Below are 17428 nucleotides of genomic sequence, written 5' to 3'. Positions count from 1 at the left end.
CGCGTTCGCCGGCTCCCACGGTGTTTTTAATTCGGCGCAACTTACGCCGTTGCGATGGAACTAGGGTCGGCGGATGCCTTCGACCGAATGGGGACGCTCGGCGTCGAAGAGGAATTCTACATCGTCGATGCCGACGGCCGCCCCACTTCGGGTATCGACGACTTAGTCTACGGACCGGAGCCTCCCGAACCGCTCGCGGGACGGCTCGACCACGAGCTGTTCCAGTTCACTATCGAGACGCAGACGCCGCTCATCGAGAACCCCGACGAGGCCGGCGCGGCCGTCTCGACGGTCCGCGAGGCGCTCGTCGACCACGCCGCGGACCACGGCTACCGCATCGCCGCGGCCGGGCTCCACCCCGCCGCCAAGTGGCGCGAACTCGACCACGCGACCAAACCCCGGTATCAGGCGCAACTCGACCGGATTCAGTACCCGCAACACCGGAACACGACCGCCGGCCTCCACGTCCACGTCGGCGTCGACGACGCGGACAAGGCCGTCTGGGTCGCCAACGAACTCCGCTGGTATCTCGCGCCGCTCCTCGCGCTCTCTGCGAACTCACCCTTCTGGAACGGCTTCGACACCGGCCTCGCCTCCGCCCGCGCCAAAGTGTTCGAGAACCTCCCGAACACCGGCATGCCGACCGCCTTCGACGACTTCGAGGACTTCCAGCGCTTCGAGCGCCGAATGGTCGAGTACGGCTCGATAGACGACCGGGGCGAACTCTGGTACGACGTGCGCCCCCACACCGGCCACGGGACGGTCGAAATCCGCACCCCCGACGCCCAGACCGACCCCGAACGCGTCGCCGACTTCGTCGAGTACGTCCACGCGCTCGTGTTGGACCTCGCTGACCGCTACGAGGCCGGCGAGTCGGGAACGTCGGTCCGCCGGGAACTCCTCGACGAGAACAAGTGGCGCGCGACCCGCTACGGCCGGGAGACGGACTTCATCGCCCCCGACTCCGAGGGCGTCGTGAGCCTCGATTCGTTCGTCGAAACCGAGTCCGACCGCCTCGGCGTCGACGGTCTTCGGTCGCTTCTCGACGCCGACTCCGGAACCGCCGTCCAGCGGCGGATTCACGAGGAATCCGGGCTCGACGGCCTGTGCGAACACCTGACGCTGGACTGAGTCGCACGCCGACGCGCGACAGGAAACATTTTTTAGCGCCCCAGTTTTGACCTTTGCCGTAGCACAAATGTCTGCGGACCAGAGCACAGAGGGGAGCGCGGAGTCGACGGACGAAGACCACTCGGGCGGCGCGACCGACTGCGCCGTCTCCGAGTTCGACGACGGGTTGGTGGACCTGCTCGCGTGGATTCTCGACACCGAGACCCGCGCGCGAATCTACGTCCATCTCCGACAGCACCCTCATTCGACGAGCGAGGAAGTCGCCGAGGGGACCGGCCTCTATCCGAGCACGGTTCGGGAGGCGCTGGCCGAACTCGCGGACGACGAGACGGTCGAGCGCCGCAAGCGGAAGAGTTCCGGGGCGGGTAACAACCCCTACGAGTACGTCGCCATCGCGCCGAGCGACCTCGTGAAGGGCGTCTCCGGACAGGTGCAGGCGCAGTTGAACGCCGTGTTCAACCTCGACCGACACCTCGGCACCGACCGCTCCGACGAGACCGAACCGGTCACGATTACGGTCCGCGAGGAGTAGCGCGGCGTCCCGACTGCTGCGACGATTCGCGCACCCTCGGAGCCCCCGCTGGCCGCGGGCGTTGGGCCGTTAGGCTAACCCGACCCGCTTAAGTCGCGCCGTACCCACCCCGAGAGTATGCACGTCGCGTTGGGCGGGACGTTCGACCCTGTCCACGATGGACATCTCGCGCTGTTCGAGCGGGCGTTCGAATTGGGTGCTGTCACGGTCGGACTCACGAGCGACGAACTCGCGCCGAAGACGCGACACGTCGACCGCTACGTCCGGCCCTTCGACGACCGCAAGGCCGACCTCGAAGCCGAACTCCGACCGCTCGCCGAGGAGTACGACCGCGAGTTCGAGGTCCGCGAACTCGACAAACCGACCGGCATCGCGACCGAGGAAGGCTTCGACGTGCTCATCGTCTCGCCCGAGACGCGGGGTGGCGGCGAGCGCGTCAACGAGATTCGCGAAGAAAAGGGCCTCAAACCCCTCCGTATCGAGGTCGTCGAACACGTCCCCGCCGAGGACGGCGAGCGCATCTCCTCGACGCGCATCGTCTCCGGCGAAATCGACCGCCACGGCAACCTCACGCCCGACCGCGAGGGCCGCGGTCGGACGCCTCCGGGCGACGAATAGTTTTCACTGTCACGGTCGTACGCTCTCCCATGCGACACCCGCTTTTCGCCAGCTTCGCCGTCGGCGTCGTCGCCGCGCTCGTCGTCGGTATCGCCGTCACCGAACTGGCCTCGCGGTGGATATTTTTCTCGCTTTTCGTCGGCATCCCGGCCGGCGTCGTCGCCGGCGTCGTCGCCGTCGCGGTGACCTACGCGGTCCTGACTCGTCGGATGGCTCCCGTGCGCTCCTCGGAGTGAGCGCCTCCGAACTACCAGTTCGGCGGTCGGAAGCCGGCCTCCCGGAGGAGGTCCTTCCAGCGCTGTTGGATGCTGAGCCGCGACACGTCCATCGACTCGGCGACGGCGGTCTGCGAGCGCTCCTCGCCGGCGATGAGCGCGCCGGCGTAGAGGCTGGCGGCGGCGACGGCTTGTTTGGAGCGCTCCTCGTCGGGCAACTGGGTGAGAAACATATCCGAGGCGTACGAGCGGGCCTCGCTACCGAGTTCGAGGCCGTCCGCGGCGGCGTCGATGCGAGCCAGCCACTCCTGATTGTCTCGCTGGTCTCGGGCGCTGTACATGGTCGTCGTTGCGGCCGCGGGGGCATAATCCCCGCGGCGGGCGCTCGTGACGTTTATATGGCGGTGCGGGAAATGTGCGGTCGAAGGGCGAGTGTCGCCCGATTGCGCGCGGGTAGCCAAGTGGCCAAAGGCGCAGCGCTTAGGACGCTGTGGTGTAGACCTTCGCAGGTTCGAACCCTGTCCCGCGCATACCGTCTCGAACACCGTGAGAGACGTGTATGCAAGCCGAAGGGCTCGAATCAGGGAGCAACGCGAAGCGTTGCGACCGCGGTTCGAACCCTGTCCCGCGCACTAAGCGAACGAAGTGTGCGAGGTAGCAGACAGGTTCAAACCCTACGAGACGAGCGCGGCGAGTCTCGGTTCGGTTCGAACCCTGTCCCGCGCGCTTTCTGTTGAAACTCGTCGTCGGTGATACCGTTGCGACCGCGGCGAGCGCGGAGTTCGAAAACAGCAGATAGACCGCCACTCCGGGGAGCGAGCGCTCGTCATCGAATCGTGTGCTCACGGACCTCGATACTTCCGTTTTCGAGGACGGTGAGTTCGAACGTCTCGGTGAAGACCGCTTCACCGCCGACTGCGACAGCGACGCGTCCTGTGAACCCGGCCTCTAGAAAGAGTGACAGTCGGGTCTCGGGTGTCCGGCCGGTGAGCGCTTCCGTCCGCTCGGACGTCGCGGTCGACTCGGTCGGAGACTGTGTGGTCGCCGCGGCCCCGCACTCCACGCTTAAAGACCCCGCATACGTTCGGAGGAAACCTTACCGTCGTGGTGTCCAACTCCCCGACGAATGCCTGCGCAGTCACTCTACGCTCGTATCGGCGGCCGCGAGGCCGTCGAAGCAGTCGTCTCGGACTTCTACGACCGCGTCCTTGCCGACGATTCGGTCGCCCACTACTTCGACGACATCGACATGGTCGAACAGCGCGCCCATCAGGTCAAGTTCATCAGCGCCGTCGCGGGCGGTCCCGTCGAGTACGACGGGGCCGACATGCGAGCGGCCCACGACCACCTCGACCTCTCGGGCGAGGACTTCGACGCCATCGCCGAGCACCTCGCGGCCGCGCTCGACGAAAACGGCGTCGCCCCGGAAGACGCCGACGCGATTCTCGACGAGGTCGCCGCGCTCAGAGCCCCTATTCTGGGGCAGTAGGTTCCGTTCGACCTCCTTCCGGGAGAATCAGTCGCCGGTTTCCACCGGTCGAATCGCGCACGCCACGCGTCAGACGCGACACAACCCTTTTTCTCACCCGGTGTCTCTCTCCACCAATGGCGGCGTTATCCGAATTATTGGGCGACCTCGTGGCGGACGTCGATGGGTTGTTTCTGTTCACGCCGAGCAGCTCCCACTACGAGCAGTTCGCCGAGACGGACGTTCCGACGGTGGTCATCGCGCCGGAGAACACGGTCGAAGCCGAGACGTTCGTGGAGTTGCCCCTGCAGTTCCAGAACGTCAAAGACCGCATCCGCTTCGGCGTCGAAGGCGCGATGGAACAGAGCATCGTCGAGGCCGGCGACACCATCGCCTGCAACGTCGGCATCTTCGGCGGCGACCCGGACTCGCTCGTCCGCGTCCGCGTCGAGGAGAACATGCGGTCGGGCATCTACGACCTCTTTGCGAACTCGCGGGCGGACCCCGGCGTCATCCGCGACGTGTTCGAGGTGGCCATCGAACTGGGCAAGAAAGGGCAGAAGGGCGAACCCGTCGGCGCGCTGTTCATCGTCGGTGACGCGGGCAAGGTGATGAACAAGTCGCGGCCGCTGTCGTACAACCCCTTCGAGAAATCCCACGTCTACGTCGGCGACCCCATCGTCAACGTGATGCTCAAGGAGTTCTCGCGGCTCGACGGCGCGTTCGTCATCTCCGACTCGGGGAAAATCGTCTCGGCGTACCGCTACCTCGAACCCTCGGCGGAGGGCGTCGACATCCCGAAGGGGCTGGGCGCGCGCCACATGGCCGGCGGCGCTATCACCCGCGACACCAACGCCACGGCCATCGTCCTCTCGGAGTCCGACGGGCTCGTCCGGGCGTTCAAGGGCGGCAAGATGATTCTCGAAATCGACCCGGAGGCGTACTGAGATGCCGGGGTTCGCTTCGGCGTCCCTCATCCACTCGTCGGTCGGTTCCGCGTCCACAGCCGCACTCACATCCGCATCCGCGTCCGCGTCCGCATCCGCGTCCGCATCTACCGCCCCGCTTCAGACGGTCGGCGGCGTCGTCGACGACATCGTCAGAATCGCCGGCCTCCGGTTTCTCGGCGTGCTCGCCATCCTCCTCCTCGGGCTGGTGCTCGCGTACGTCGCGGGGACGCTCGTCCATCGGCTGCTCGTCAGCGTCGGTGTCCCGGAGGCCATCGAGGGGACCGCGTTCGAGCGGACCGCCCGCGACTTCGACACCTCGACGGTCGAAATCCTGTCGTGGCTGACGCGGTATTTCGTCCTCGGCATCAGCATCTTCGCCACCCTCTCGTTCGCCGGGGTCAACTACGCCGACCGGTTTTGGGGGCTCGTCATCGCCATCCTCCCGCAGTTGTTCATCGCCATTCTGGTCCTCATCATCGGGGTCGTCGTCGGCGACAAGGTCGAACTGCTCGTCGCCGAGCGACTCCGCGCGGTCAAACTCCCGCAGGTGAACATCCTCCCGGCGCTCGCAAAATACACCGTCTTCTTTCTCGCCACGCTCGTCGCGCTCTCGCAGGTCCGCGTCGCCACGCTCGCGCTCATCGTCCTCCTCGGGGCGTACCTGCTGGGACTCATCGTGTTCGGCGTCGTCGCGTTCCGCGACCTCCTTCGCTCGGGCGCGGCGGGGACGTATCTCCTGTTCACCCAACCGTACAGCATCGGCGACGAGATAGTCGTCGGCGAGGTCCGCGGCGTCGTCCAGGAGTTCGATATGTTCGTCACCCACGTCGAATCCGAGGATACGGAGTTCGTCATTCCGAACGCGCGCGTCCTCGACAAGGGCGTCGGCCGCGTTCGGTAGGCGCTCGGAACCGGGGTCACTGTCGTCGGTCGGACCGATTCCGTGCGGTTCGGTGCCGGACCGGCGGTCGCCGCGTCTCGAACCGCCCACTACGATGACCGATTACTGCCCGTCGGTCTCGCCGCCGGACATGGGTCTCGCGGGCACGCCGGCGACCGTCTCGCCCGCGGGCACGTCGCGCGTGACGAGCGAGTTCGCCGCGACCTGCGCGCCCTCGCCGATGCGGACGCCCGGGAGAATCGTCGCCTTCGCGCCGATCATGGCGCGCTCGCCGACGACGACCTCGCCGGTTCGGTACTCGTCCTGCAAAAACTCGTGGCAGAGGATGACCGCGTCGTAGCCGATGATAGCGTCGTCTTCGATGGTGATGAGTTCCGGCCAGAACACGTCGGGTGTCGCTTCGAGGCCCCACGAGACGCCCGCCCCGACGGTGACGCCGATGCGCCGGAGTGCCCAGTTTCGCACCCTGAGCGACGGCGCGATGCGCGCCACGAGGGCGAACACGTAGTTGAGCATCACGCGCCAGACGGGTTTGGCGTCGGTCCAGTACTGCAACGAGTTCCGCGGGCCGGGCGTCGGGTGGTGCTGGATTCGGTCGTGTCGGCGGGCCTCCGCGTCCGCCGGTTCGGCATCGTCGTCGGTCACGTCCGCCGATTGGACCGCGGGGGTAAAAGCGCCCTCGGCGCGGGGGCGACGAGAGAAATCGCGAACCGGTCCCGCGGGACCGCCCCCTGTTTACTCGCCGCGGAGTTCGGCCATGTGGTCGATGCGGCGCTGGACGAGCGCCGCCGTGCCGATGTCGTGGCGGATGTGGAAGCCCTCGCCGGCGTCGGCGAGTGCGTCCTCCGCGAGTTCTTCCGCCGCGGCGATGCTGTCGGCGACGCCGACCACGGCGAACGACCGGGAGGTCGTCGTGTAGAGGCCGTCCTCGCGGTCGTCGACGCTCGCGTAGAACAGCAGCGCGCCGGCGTCCTCGTCCACTTCGACCGTGATTTCCGCGCCGGCCTCGGGGTCCGTCGGGTAGCCCTCGGGGACGGCGTACTTACACACCGTGGCGGCCTCAGCGAAGTCGAGTTCCGGCAGTGATTCGCCCTCGCGGGCGGCCGTGAGCACGTCGATGAATGGCGTTTCGAGGACCGGCAGCGTGTTCATCGCCTCGGGGTCACCGAAGCGGGCGTTGAACTCGATGACCTTCGGCCCCTCGGTCGTGAGCATGAACTGGCCGTAGAGGATGCCCTTGTACTCCGGCAGCGCCTCCACGACGGCCTCGATGACCTCGACGGCGGCCTCGTAGTCGCTGTCGGCCATGAACGGCAGGGAGGGCGATACGTCGGTGTAGCTTCCCATGCCGCCGGTGTTCGGCCCCTCGTCGCCCTCGTAGGCGCGTTTGTGGTCCTGCACGGCGGGGCTGACGCGGAACTCGCCGTCGGCGACGAACGCCTGAATCGTGAACTCCTCGCCGACGAGGCGCTCTTCGAGCACGACGCGCTCGTAGTCCGAGTCGCGGAGGTACGCCTTCGCCTCCGCGGGCGTCACCTGGTCGCCGATGACTTTCACGCCCTTGCCGCCGGTGAGGCCCGCGGGCTTGACCGCGAGGTCGCCGTCGTAGTCGTCGATGTAGTCGCAGGCGGCCTCCATGTCGTCGAAGGTGGCGAAGTCGGGGTTACCCGGAATCGCCTCGTCGCGCATGAACTGCCGCTGGAACGCCTTGTCCGTCTCGATGCGCGCCTCGGCGGCCTGCGGGCCGAAGGTGTAGATTCCCGCCTCGTCAAGGGCGTCGGCGACGCCAGCCGCGAGGCCGGACTCGGGGCCGACGACCGCGAGCGTCGCGCCGACGGACTCGGCGTAGGCGACGATGTCCTCGGCGGCGGTCTCCGAAATCGTCTCGAAGCCCTCGGCGAGGGCGGCGATGCCGGGGTTTCGGTTGCTGGCGCAGGCGTACAGGTCGCAGTCGGGGGCCAGCGCGCGGGCAATCGCGTGCTCGCGGCCGCCGCCACCGACGAGGAGGACGGTCTCGCTCATGGTCGCATACCCTGCGCACGGGAGTGTAAAGATTGCTCTTTATCTGCGACGAAATAGGCACGATTGTGGTCATAGCCGGTCGACAGCGAGGGTGACTCGCCGTCCGACCCACACCCCGCGCCACACCCCGAGTCGGCCACGACGGCCGTCTCCACGCCGCTTTAGTTCCCGGAGCGCCGACTTCGACGCATGTCCGACCCGGTGGGACGCAACCGACTCGACGAGGAGCAGAGCCCGTACCTCCGCCAGCACGCCGACAACCCGGTCAACTGGCAGCCGTGGGACGAAACGGCCCTCGAAGCGGCCCGCGAGGCGGACAAGCCCATCTTTCTTTCAATCGGCTACTCGGCGTGCCACTGGTGTCACGTCATGGCCGACGAGAGTTTCTCGGACCCCGACATCGCCGAGGTGCTCAACGAGGAGTTCGTCCCAGTGAAAGTCGACCGCGAGGAGCGCCCCGACCTCGACCGCATCTACCAGACCATCTGCCAACAGGTCACCGGCGGCGGCGGCTGGCCGCTTTCGGTCTGGCTCACGCCCGAGGGCAAGCCCTTCTTCGTCGGCACGTACTTCCCACCCGAACCCCGCCGCGGCGCGCCCGGCTTCCGCGATATCGTCGAGAGCTTCGCAGAGTCGTGGCGAACCGACCGCGACGAGATAGAAAACCGCGCCGACCAGTGGACGAGCGCCATCACCGACCGACTGGAGGAGACGCCCGACACGCCCGGCGAGGCTCCCGGCTCGGACATCCTCGACACCACCGTACAGGCCGCGCTCCGCGGCGCTGACCGCGACCACGGCGGCTTCGGCGGCGACGGACCGAAGTTCCCCCAACCCGGTCGCATCGACGCCCTGCTCCGCGGCTACGCCGTCTCCGGCCGCCGCGAGGCGCTCGACGTGGCGCGGCAGAGCCTCGACGCGATGGCCAACGGCGGCCTCCGCGACCACCTCGGCGGCGGCTTCCACCGCTACTGCGTCGACCGCGAGTGGACCGTCCCGCACTTCGAGAAGATGCTGTACGACCAGGCCGGTCTCGCCTCGCGGTATCTCGACGCCGCCCGACTCACCGGCAACGACTCGTACGCGACCGTCGCCGCCGAGACGTTCGAGTTCGTCCGCCGCGAACTCACCCACGACGACGGCGGCTTCTTCGCCACGCTCGACGCCCAGTCCGGCGGCGAGGAGGGAACCTTCTACGTCTGGACGCCCGACGACGTGCGCGACCTCATCCCCGAACTCGACGCCGACCTCTTCTGCGACCGCTACGGCGTCACGCCCGGCGGCAACTTCGAGAACAAGACGACCGTCCTGAACGTCTCGGCGACGACCGCCGAACTCGCCGACGAGTACGATCTCGACGAATCCGAGGTCGAAGACCGCCTCGAAAAGGCCCGGAAAGCCCTGTTTGCCGCCCGCGAGGGGCGCGAGCGCCCCGCCCGCGACGAGAAGGTGCTGGCCGGCTGGAACGGCCTGATGATTTCGGCGTTCGCGCAGGGGTCGGTCGTCCTCGAAGACGACTCGCTCGCTTCCGACGCCCGTCGCGCCCTCGACTTCGTTCGCGAGCGCCTCTGGGACGACGAGACCGAGACGCTCTCGCGGCGCGCCATGAACGGCGAGGTGAAAGGCGACGGCTACCTCGAAGACTACGCCTTCCTCGCGCGCGGCGCGTTCGACCTCTATCAGGCGACCGGCGACCTCGCGCCGCTCTCGTTCGCGCTCGACCTCGCGCGGGCGACCCGCCGCGAGTTCTACGACGCCGACGCGGGCACGCTCTACTTCACCCCCGAGAGCGGCGAGTCGCTCGTCACCCGCCCGCAGGAGCCGACCGACCAGTCCACGCCGTCGAGCCTCGGCGTCGCCACGTCGCTGTTCTTGGACCTCGAACAGTTCGCGCCGAACGCCGGGCTCGGCGAGGTTGCGGACGCGGTGCTCGGCTCGTTCGCCAACCGCGTTCGCGGCAGCCCGCTCGAACACGTCTCGCTCGCGCTCGCCGCCGAGAAGGCCGCCAGCGGTGTCCCCGAACTCACCGTCGCCGCCGACGAGGTTCCCGATGAGTGGCGCGCGACGCTCGCCTCGCGGTATCTCCCCGGTCTCGTCGTCTCCCGTCGCCCCGGCACCGACGCGGAACTCGACGCGTGGCTGGGCGAACTCGGACTCGAAGAGGCCCCGCCAATCTGGGCCGGCCGCGAGGCGGCCGACGGCGAACCGACCGTCTACGCCTGCGAAAACTTCACCTGCTCCGCGCCGACCCACGACCTCGACGAGGCGCTGGCGTGGTTCACGGCGGGCGACGACGTCTAACTGAAACATCGAGACGGGCCGGAACCCAATTCAGAGCTGAGAGCCGTCGTAGCGTCGTCGCAATTCTCTGACTTTCTCGGCGACTCGCTCGGCGCGCTCGCGGGTCACGCACGGGACGACGTTCTCACCCGTCGGCGTGTCGAAGACGAGCGTCGTTTCGTCGACGATGTCGAGGCTCCGCGCCGAGAGCGCGGAACAGTACGTCCGACTCGTCTTCCGGTCCAACTTCGATTGCACGATTGCCGTGGTGTCGAAGCGGTAGGCGTGGTCGTCGGTCTCCCAGCGTTCGTGGACCGTCGAAGCCACGAACAGCCCGACCCGCTCGGCGAGTAGTTCCTGAACCGACGCCACGACTCCTTCGGGGAGCGGCGGCGACTCGCCCCAAAGCATCGATTCGTGGGGAATCGTCGTGAGTAGTTCGTCGCCGCTGTCGTCGAGGAGCGCGAGGCGAAACACGAAACTCTCACCGACCATCGTCGTCGCGGCGTCGAGAAGCGCGAACAGCGCGTCCTCGCCGTCGCGGTCGAGAGAGAAGACGCGGGTTCCGTCGTCCGGGCGCTCGGGGTCGAGTGCGTCGACGGTTGTGAGCGCCTCGACACATCGTTCGATGTCGTCTGCTCCGAAATCTTCGTCGAGTGACCCTTCGTCGAGTTCGACTCGAACCGCGTGCGCGACGGGGACGGCCTCGGAGAACACCGGGAGGAGGTCGCGGCGGTAGTCGTCGCTGTCGAGGTGATAGCGCTGCGGGCCGTCCCCGCAATCCGGACTCTCACTACTATCTCCGCCACGTTCCTCACGCATCTGCGGACTCCCGCGCCACCTGCGCTCGTCGCATCGAATCGGCGTACCCGCGGGTGTCATATCACGGTTTCGGCGGGTCAAGAGAACGGAAAATTCGAACCGACGCTTAGTTCGACAGTTCGTCCGCGAGGTAGACCGCAATCGGAACGTCCTCTTCCTCCACGAAACGGGCGACCTCCTCGCCGTCGCGTTCGACGACGACCGTCGGGATGAGTTCGATGTCGTACTCGTCGACGAGCGGGCCGACCTTCGAGCCGTCGTCGGCCTTCTCGACGGGGTAGTGGTCGATTCGCTCGGCGGGGACGCCGGCGGCGTCGAGCGCCGCCGCGAAGTCGGGAAGCTGTCCGCGGCAGTCGCCGCACCAGTCGCCGCCCCAGACCTTGAACGTGTAGTCTGCGGCCGCGAGCGTGTCGACCACATCGGGGTAGGACGCCGCGTCCCACGCGGGGTTCGGTTGCATCGTTTCGAGCGTCTCGGCTTCGGCCATGGGAGGGCGTACCGGCCGCGCGGATTTAACGGGTGCGCTCGCGGCGGGCCTCGCCGGGCACGGCGCGGTGCTGTCTACCCCGAGACGGTGGCCGTATCGTCCGCCTCCGCCAGTCGTTTAGTGTCGCACCGTCAACGGAGGGTCGATGGACGACAGTATCCTCGACGCTATCGGGTCGCCGCTGGTCCGCGTCGACTCCCCCGAGGGGTCGACGGTCGCGGCGAAGATAGAGTCGAAGAACCCGGGCGGGTCAGCGAAGGACCGCCCCGCGTTGGCGATGGTCGAGGCGGCCGAGGAGGCGGGCGACATCTCGCCGGGCGACCGCCTCGTCGAACCCACGTCCGGGAACACCGGTATCGGACTCGCGGTCGTCGCGGCGGCGAAGGGCTACGACCTGACCATCGTCATGCCGGACTCGATGTCGCCCGAGCGCCGCGAAATCATGCGCGCCTACGGGGCGACCATCGAACTCGTCGACGGCGACATCTCCGCCGCGAAAGACCGCGCCGACGACCTCGAAGCCGAGGGGATGTACCAACTCCGGCAGTTCGAGAACCCGGCGAACCCGGAGGCGCACTACCGGACGACCGCCGAGGAGATTCTCGAACAGGTGGGCGACCGCCGCATCGACGCCCTCGTCGCCGGCATCGGCACCGGCGGCACGATTTCGGGCACCGGCCGCCGTCTCGTCGAGGAGTTCCCCTCGATGCGCGTCGTCGGCGTCGAACCCGCCGAGAGCGCCGTTCTCTCGGGCCACGAAGTCGGCAACAACGACTTCCAGGGGATGGGCCCGGGCTTCGTCAGCCCCAACCTCGATACCGACCTCCTCGACGACGTGGAAATCGTCGAACTCGCGGACGCCGAGGCCGAGTGTCGCCGCCTCGCCCGCGAGGAAGGCATCCTCGTCGGCCAGTCGTCCGGCGCGTCGCTCCTCGCCGCCAAGCGCGTCGCTGAGCGGCTCGCCGCCCCCGACGCCGACGAGGAAGACCAGCCGCTCGTGGTGACGGTCTTCTGGGACTCCGGCGAGCGCTACATGTCGACCGGGATGTTCGACGCCGAAGAATAGCGGTCGTCCCGGGGCGGCGCTCACCGACCGAACTCGTCTTCTCCCACTCTGACGACGAGCGTTCGCTCCACGTCTCTGAGGTCGTAATCGGGCACCGAGCCGTCGACGCGCGTCACGAACATCGGCTCGACGAGGCGGCCGTCTTCGACGCCGTAGATGGCGAGGTGGTCGCCCGTGTCCTCGGGCTGAACCTTCCCGTCTCGAATCTGTCGGGCGAGGTCGCGGGAGAGCCACTCGTCGGCCGAGACGGAGGGCTCGCGGACCAACGAGAAGTCGGCGAACCGGACGAGATACCAGTTGAGGTCGTTGAGAAGCGAGACGGCCGCGCCGAGACTCACCGTGTCGACCGAAAGCGAGTTGTCGAACGGTTCGGAGATATCGTAGGTCGAAAGCGCCGCGCGCGCGGTGTCGCGCGACAGCAGTTCGTACTGGAGGTGCACGTCCTCCGCGCCGACGATACAGACCTGCGTCACGTCGAGAGGGAGGGACCGGATTCGGTAAAGCGGTTCCGGTACTCAGGCGGTCGACTCCCACTCGGCGGCGCAGGACTCGTCGCAGAACACGACGCGCTCGCGTTCGAGCGTTATCTTACCGGGCTTGTCGATGTCTCGTTCGAGGAGGACTTGGTAGTGGGCTTCGCTCATGTCGACGCGGGCGCGGCAGGCCCCGCACCGCTCGACGGTGTCGCTCCAGTCGGTCCGCGACGCCCGGTGGCTGACGCGCCACTCGGGGCCGGGGTGTCCGCGACCGGGATGCGATGTTTTCGACATGGGAGAACCCTAGTGCTCACGGTAAATAAAGCCATTTTTGTGCAATTGTTCATTCGAAACGAATCTAAACGTTTGGAGAATCGTGTCTGTGGTGGTGGTTTGCACGGTTCGTGTGGGCGTCGGTACCGTGCCTCGGTGGAGCTGGTGGCGACTTCGCTCCGGGGTCGGAGTGCGCGCACGACCCTCACCTCGCACTCCCGCGCGCTCACTCGCCGTCGGGCGAGACGACGACTCGCTCGCGGGCGGCCGCCACCGCGAGGTCGAACAGGTCATCGGGCTCCGCGGCCTCGACGGCCGACAGCGAGGCGTTCGTCTCGGGGAAACTCGGCGCGACGCGCTCGCAGCCGACGGGGAGCGTCGAGTCGTCGTAAGTGCCGAGGTCGCGGGCGGCCGCGACGATGTCGGTCTTGTCGCGGGTCAAAAGCGGGCGGTGGACGGGGTAGTCGACCGCGGCCTCGGTGACGGCGAGGTTCTCGCCGGTCTGGCTCGACTTCTGACCGAGCGATTCGCCGGTCACGATTGAGTGGGCGTGCTCGTCGGTGGCGACCTCGGCGGCGATGGCGAGCATGGCGCGCCGAAGCGAGAGCATCCGGGTGTCATCGACGGACTCCATCAGTCGCTCGACCACGTCGCCGGCGGGAACGACGTGCATTCGCATGTCCGCGTTCGGGGCGCGACGAGCGATGGTCCGCACCGTCTCGATTGCCCGCGCGCGGTGGTCAGCGCCACCGTAGTCGCCCAAATCGACGTAGACGGGGACGATTTCGCAACCGCGGCGCATCAGTTCCCACGTCGCCACCGGCGAGTCGATGCCGCCGGAGACGAGCGAGACGGCCCGTCCCTGCGTTCCGAGCGGGAGGCCGCCGGGGCCGTCGAACCGCCGCACGGAGAGATACGCCGTCTCCTCGCGGCACTCGATGCGGTAGGTTCGGTCGGGGTTGTCGAGGTCCACGGGCGCGCCGGTCGCCTCGACGACGGCGCTCCCGGCCTCGCGTTCGAGGTCGGAACTCGTGAACGCGTGTTGGTCGGCGTCACCGACGCGGTCGGCGTCGACGGCGAACGCCGCCCCGTCGGGGTGGTCGGACGCGAGAGTTCGACAGACCGTGACGATGTCGTCGAGGACGGGGTCGCAGGCGACGCAGGGGCGCGCCCAGACGACGCCCGGCACCTCGGCGCAGGCGGCCGCGACGGCCTCGGCGTCGGCCGCGTCGCGGACGAGCAGGCGGGACCACTCCCGCTCGACGCGGCCCGGGAGCGAGCGGTCGTCGAGGACCGCCTGGAGGTTCGTCCGTAATCTGGCCTCCATCTTCGCTCGGACGCTCGAACTCTTCGTGCCCACCTCGCCGTAGCCGACGAGGACGACGTACGCCGTCTGATTCACGGTCGACGTTCTCCGCGAGCGCCCTTCAGCGTCTCGTTTCGCGGGGCATCCGCATCCGACGCGGCGAAGCTCCCTCTCGCTATTAGTGTTATATATTTGTAAATAGTACAATTTACTGAACCGTAGACAGACGGCGAAACAATATAAACCGCTTAATAGATTTCACACCGTTTCCCTCTCGTATACCCGCCGACCGACCCGCCGTCGCGCTCGCCGCCCGCCCGACGCACACCCGACGCCCACTTGACGCCCACTCGATGCCAATGACCGACGAGTTGCCAGCCGACATCGACCTCGCAGACCCCCAGTACTATCTCAACCGCGAGCTGAGCGAACTGGAGTTCCAGTCCCGCGTGCTCAACGAAGCCCTCGACGACCGGAACCCGCTTCTCGAACGGGTCCGATTTCTCTCCATCTTCACGAAGAACTTAGACGAGTTCTTCATGAAGCGCGTCGGCGGGCTGAAACAGCAGATAGACGCCGGCGTGACGGAGCGGACGACCGACGGCCGGACGCCCCTCAAGCAGTGGGAGGAGGCCATCGACAAGGCCCGGCCTATGTTCGAGCGACAGGCCGAGTGCTACCGCGAGGAGATTCGCCCGGCGCTCGCCGGGGAGGGCATCCACATCTGTGACTACGACGACCTGACGCCCGACCAACGGGCGGGGATGCGGGACTACTTCGAACTCTCGGTGCTGCCGACGCTGACGCCCCTGTCGTTCGACCCGGCCCACCCGTTCCCGTTCATCTCGAACCTCTCGCTGTCGCTCGCGGTGGTCACCCGCGACGACGACGGCGACCAGACGTTCACCCGGGTGAAGATTCCGCAGAACCGCCCGCGGCTCGTCGAGGTCGAGACCGACGGCGACGAGGTCCGATACGTCCTCTTGGAGGAGGTCATCCGCGCCAACCTCGACCTGCTGTTCCCGAACGTCGAGGTCGTCGACACCGCGGTGTTCAAGCTGACGCGAAACGCCGAGGTCCGCCGCAACGAGGAGGTCGCGGAGGACCTCATCGACATGATAGAGGAGGTGCTCGAACAGCGCCGCTTCGCCACCGTGGTCCGCCTCGAAATCGAGGCCGACGCGCCCGCGGCCGCGCGGGACCTCCTCGTCGAACAGTTGGACCTCGACGACCGCGAGGTGTTCGAACTCCGCGGGCCGCTCGACTACCGCGAACTGATGGACCTCACGGACCTCGACCGCCCGGACCTCTCGCTGGAGTCGTGGACACCCCAGCCGCACCCGCGGTTTTCGGACCTCGACACGGCCGACGCGGGGCTCGGCTCGGGCGCGTCGTCCCCCGAGGCGGCCGGCGACGACGGCGACACCATCTTCGACGAGATTCGCCGCAAAGACGTGCTGTTGCACCACCCGTACCACTCGTTCGGTGACACCGTCCAGGAGTTCCTCGACGCGGCCGCCAACGACCCCGACGTGTTGGCCATCAAGGCCGCCATCTACCGGACGGCCTCGGACTCGCAGGTCATCGAGGCGCTCATCGACGCCGCCGACAACGGCAAACAGGTCGCGGCGATGGTCGAGCTCAAAGCGCGGTTCGACGAGCAGAACAACCTCGAATGGGTCCGTCGCCTCGAAGAGGAGGGCATCCACGTCGCCTACGGCACCATCGGCCTCAAGACGCACACGAAGACGGCGCTCGTCGTCCGCGAGGAGGAAGACGGCGTCCGCCTCTACTCCCACGTCGCCACGGGGAACTACCACTCCGGGACCGCGAAGGGCTACGTCGACCTCGGCGTCCTCACCGCCGACCGCGACATCGGACAGGACCTCGTGAAGGTGTTCAACTTCTTCACCGGTCCCTCCTTGGACGAGGAGTTCCGGAAGCTCCTCATCGCGCCCGTGACGATGCGAACCGAGTTCACGAAGTGCATCCGCCGGGAGGCCGAACACGCCCGGGCCGGCCGCGACGCCCGCATCGTCGCCAAGATGAACGCGCTCGAAGACCCCGGCATCGTCGAGGAACTGTACGAGGCCTCGATGGCCAGCGTCGACATCGACCTGCTCGTCCGCGACATCTGTCGGCTCCGACCCGGACTGGAAGGCGTCTCGGAGACCGTCACGGTCCGCAGCGTCGTGGACCGCTTCCTCGAACACTCGCGCATCTTCTACTTCGAGAACGCGGGCGACCCCGACTACTACGTCGGTTCGGCGGACTGGATGACCCGCAACCTCGACAAGCGCGTGGAGGCCATCGCCCCCGTCGAAGACCCCGACATCCGCGAGCAGTTGCGGTTCATCCTCGAACTCGGCTTCGGGGACAACCGGAAGGCGTGGGAGATGAACGCCGACGGCAGCTACGACCAGCGCGACCCCGGCGACGGCCACGAGATTAGCATGCAGAAGATTCTGATGGACCAGACGCTCGCGGCGTCGAACACGCCCGGCGTCCACCGCGGCATCTCGGCGTCGCATCCCGACGTGCCCGAGACGCTCCTCGTGGAGTCCGACCCGTCCGTGATGGCCCCCCGAGACGACGGGGAGGCCGAAGCCAGTGACGGGGACGACGCCGACGACAGGGATGACGCCGACGACACCACCGACTCCGCGGTCGAAGCGGGCGCGGGCGCGCCGAAGAACGGCGACCCGCAGCACGTCCTCGACGACTTCCCCGAGAAGTGGTACGTGCCGAGCAGTCGGCACTACGAGTACGCGGTTCGGACGCCGGACGGCGACCGCGACTACCGGAAGACGGCCGAGGCGGCCGCGCGGCTGGTCGAGAAGTACTACGGCGAAGAGTAGCGTCGTCGCCCTCGCGGGCGACG

The 17428-nt window shown here is 67.5% G+C and carries 18 protein-coding genes and 1 tRNA gene; 11 read left to right on the top strand and 8 right to left on the bottom strand.

What is annotated here, in order from left to right; genetic code table 11:
* The first annotated feature begins 54 nt into the window (after positions 1-54).
* The 4 genes from ACSR87_RS00935 (at position 55) to ACSR87_RS00920 (ending at position 2517) form a co-directional block, all read left to right on the top strand.
* Positions 55-1131 (top strand): glutamate--cysteine ligase, encoded by a 1077-nt coding sequence (locus ACSR87_RS00935; protein WP_498529186.1) that lies wholly within the window; start codon positions 55-57, stop codon positions 1129-1131.
* Between the two features lie 67 nt (positions 1132-1198).
* Entirely contained in the window at positions 1199-1663 is a 465-nt protein-coding gene (locus tag ACSR87_RS00930) for a helix-turn-helix domain-containing protein (RefSeq protein WP_498529185.1), read from the top strand.
* Positions 1664-1780: 117 nt separating this feature from the next.
* Positions 1781-2281 (top strand): phosphopantetheine adenylyltransferase, encoded by a 501-nt coding sequence (locus ACSR87_RS00925; RefSeq protein ID WP_498529184.1) that lies wholly within the window; start codon positions 1781-1783, stop codon positions 2279-2281.
* Positions 2282-2310: 29 nt separating this feature from the next.
* Entirely contained in the window at positions 2311-2517 is a 207-nt protein-coding gene (locus ACSR87_RS00920) for a DUF8147 domain-containing protein (RefSeq protein WP_498529183.1), read from the top strand.
* A gap of 11 nt (positions 2518-2528) precedes the next feature.
* Here ACSR87_RS00920 and ACSR87_RS00915 read toward each other — a convergent pair whose 3' ends face one another.
* Positions 2529-2837, bottom strand: coding sequence for a cyclin family protein (locus tag ACSR87_RS00915; protein ID WP_498529182.1), 309 nt, complete (start codon positions 2835-2837; stop codon positions 2529-2531).
* A gap of 106 nt (positions 2838-2943) precedes the next feature.
* Here ACSR87_RS00915 and ACSR87_RS00910 point away from each other — a divergent pair.
* The 4 genes from ACSR87_RS00910 to ACSR87_RS00895 all read left to right on the top strand — a co-directional run bounded on the left by ACSR87_RS00910 (position 2944) and on the right by ACSR87_RS00895 (position 5815).
* A tRNA-Leu gene (locus tag ACSR87_RS00910) sits at positions 2944-3026 on the top strand.
* Positions 3027-3622: 596 nt separating this feature from the next.
* Positions 3623-3985, top strand: a complete 363-nt coding sequence (locus ACSR87_RS00905; protein WP_004063165.1) for a group I truncated hemoglobin — start codon at positions 3623-3625, stop codon at positions 3983-3985.
* Between the two features lie 116 nt (positions 3986-4101).
* Positions 4102-4911 (top strand): diadenylate cyclase, encoded by an 810-nt coding sequence (gene dacZ / locus ACSR87_RS00900; RefSeq protein ID WP_004063166.1) that lies wholly within the window; start codon positions 4102-4104, stop codon positions 4909-4911.
* Between the two features lies 1 nt (position 4912).
* Positions 4913-5815, top strand: a complete 903-nt coding sequence (locus ACSR87_RS00895; protein ID WP_498529181.1) for a mechanosensitive ion channel domain-containing protein — start codon at positions 4913-4915, stop codon at positions 5813-5815.
* A gap of 102 nt (positions 5816-5917) precedes the next feature.
* On the opposite strand, the gene ACSR87_RS00890 is transcribed toward ACSR87_RS00895, so the two are convergent.
* Together ACSR87_RS00890 and purD are read right to left on the bottom strand one after the other, a co-directional pair.
* Positions 5918-6460 (bottom strand): acyltransferase, encoded by a 543-nt coding sequence (locus ACSR87_RS00890; protein ID WP_498529180.1) that lies wholly within the window; start codon positions 6458-6460, stop codon positions 5918-5920.
* A gap of 90 nt (positions 6461-6550) precedes the next feature.
* A complete protein-coding gene (gene purD, locus ACSR87_RS00885; RefSeq protein ID WP_498529179.1) occupies positions 6551-7837 on the bottom strand; it encodes a phosphoribosylamine--glycine ligase in 1287 nt (428 codons plus the stop codon).
* 189 nt (positions 7838-8026) lie between these two features.
* Between purD and ACSR87_RS00880 the strand changes: the two genes are divergently transcribed.
* Positions 8027-10138: a thioredoxin domain-containing protein gene (locus ACSR87_RS00880; RefSeq protein ID WP_498529178.1), complete on the top strand. Its 2112-nt coding sequence runs from the start codon at positions 8027-8029 to the stop codon at positions 10136-10138.
* A gap of 30 nt (positions 10139-10168) precedes the next feature.
* Here the strand turns inward: ACSR87_RS00880 and ACSR87_RS00875 are convergent, their stop codons facing one another.
* On the bottom strand, positions 10169-10939 hold the full coding sequence (locus ACSR87_RS00875; protein WP_498529177.1) for a hypothetical protein: 771 nt from the start codon (positions 10937-10939) through the stop codon (positions 10169-10171).
* 106 nt (positions 10940-11045) lie between these two features.
* Positions 11046-11426: a thioredoxin family protein gene (locus ACSR87_RS00870; protein WP_498529176.1), complete on the bottom strand. Its 381-nt coding sequence runs from the start codon at positions 11424-11426 to the stop codon at positions 11046-11048.
* Positions 11427-11571: 145 nt separating this feature from the next.
* Here ACSR87_RS00870 and ACSR87_RS00865 point away from each other — a divergent pair, with 145 nt between their 5' ends.
* Positions 11572-12492 carry a PLP-dependent cysteine synthase family protein gene (locus tag ACSR87_RS00865; RefSeq protein ID WP_498529175.1) on the top strand — a complete coding sequence of 307 codons (921 nt, stop codon included), beginning with the start codon at positions 11572-11574 and terminating at the stop codon, positions 12490-12492.
* A 20-nt stretch (positions 12493-12512) separates the two neighbouring features.
* On the opposite strand, the gene ACSR87_RS00860 is transcribed toward ACSR87_RS00865, so the two are convergent.
* From ACSR87_RS00860 to thiI, 3 genes are all read right to left on the bottom strand, one after another.
* Positions 12513-12965 (bottom strand): DUF5804 family protein, encoded by a 453-nt coding sequence (locus tag ACSR87_RS00860; protein ID WP_498529174.1) that lies wholly within the window; start codon positions 12963-12965, stop codon positions 12513-12515.
* A gap of 42 nt (positions 12966-13007) precedes the next feature.
* The gene (locus ACSR87_RS00855) at positions 13008-13262 is read right to left on the bottom strand and encodes a hypothetical protein (protein WP_498529173.1); all 255 of its coding nucleotides are present in this window, start codon (positions 13260-13262) and stop codon (positions 13008-13010) included.
* A 205-nt stretch (positions 13263-13467) separates the two neighbouring features.
* Positions 13468-14643: a tRNA uracil 4-sulfurtransferase ThiI gene (gene thiI, locus ACSR87_RS00850; RefSeq protein ID WP_498529172.1), complete on the bottom strand. Its 1176-nt coding sequence runs from the start codon at positions 14641-14643 to the stop codon at positions 13468-13470.
* Between the two features lie 263 nt (positions 14644-14906).
* Between thiI and ppk1 the strand changes: the two genes are divergently transcribed.
* A complete protein-coding gene (ppk1, locus tag ACSR87_RS00845) occupies positions 14907-17405 on the top strand; it encodes a polyphosphate kinase 1 (RefSeq protein WP_498531009.1) in 2499 nt (832 codons plus the stop codon).
* Positions 17406-17428: the final 23 nt, after the last annotated feature.

This window comes from Haloferax sp. SDI50 (assembly GCF_059802635.1).
This window is presented reverse-complemented; position numbering and strand designations above follow the sequence as displayed.